Consider the following 413-nt stretch of genomic DNA (forward strand, 5'->3'; position numbering starts at 1 on the left):
CTGCCACTCGTCGTCGGCCCTGGTGTCACTCTGAACCGCGTCGCGCGGCGCGCCTGACGCGACGGCGAGCGCCGCGGCGTCACGGACACCACCGTCGTCGCGCCGGGGGTTCACGAGACCGTCGTCACTCAACTCACTCGCGGGCTCCCACTCATCGTCGGCGTGGAGCGTCTCGCCGCCGTTCGAGCCGGAGGTCTCGGCGGCGAACAGGCGCTGAGCGACGCGGGTCGAGCAGGTCGTCGACGTCGTCCATGTCGTAGCCGCCGTTGACGTCGGCGGCTCGCTCGGGAAACTCCGCCTCCACGACCTCGTGGGACGTCACGGCGTCGGTGACGCTGCCGTGGCCCTGCTCGAGCGCCGTCAGCGTCGCGATGACACGGTCGAGGAAGTCGTCCACAGCCACCTCGTCGTAT

At 70.7% G+C, this 413-nt stretch carries 1 protein-coding gene; it reads right to left on the reverse strand.

Translation table 11 applies throughout. The annotated features are described in order from the left end of the window. Nucleotides 1-151: 151 nt before the first annotated feature. On the reverse strand, nucleotides 152-413 hold a 262-nt coding region (locus AC0C6X_RS30170), incomplete at its 5' end, for a DivIVA domain-containing protein (protein ID WP_472956712.1).

Source organism: Ensifer sp. VA4 (assembly GCF_055710065.1).